The organism is Shewanella sp. AC91-MNA-CIBAN-0169 (assembly GCF_040310165.1).
Taxonomy (GTDB): domain Bacteria; phylum Pseudomonadota; class Gammaproteobacteria; order Enterobacterales; family Shewanellaceae; genus Shewanella.
Window position 1 is genome coordinate 1 of the sequence record NZ_JBEOPM010000166.1, and the last position, 250, is coordinate 250.

Annotated in this window: 1 protein-coding gene; it reads left to right on the forward strand. The window is 50.0% G+C overall.

Annotated features, from left to right (window positions below; all coding sequences use genetic code 11):
• Positions 1–250 (forward strand): aromatic amino acid lyase (locus AAEY98_RS22540; protein ID WP_351019853.1); only part of this gene is annotated, 250 nt, incomplete at both ends.

Here is a 250-nt window from a genome sequence, read left to right on the forward strand (position 1 = left end):
GACTCATTATGCTGATGAAAGTAGCGAGCCTCGCGCAAGGCGTCTCAGGTGTGCGCCATGTCGTCGTCGATAGCTTATTGGCGCTGATTAATAATCAAATCACTCCGCATATCCCAGCCAAAGGCTCAGTAGGCGCCTCAGGAGATCTAGCGCCGTTATCACATATGACTTTGGCAATCATGGGTGAAGGACAAGTATTTGTAAAAAGTGAGCTGATGTCAGCGGCTGAAGCGCTAGCACAACACGGACT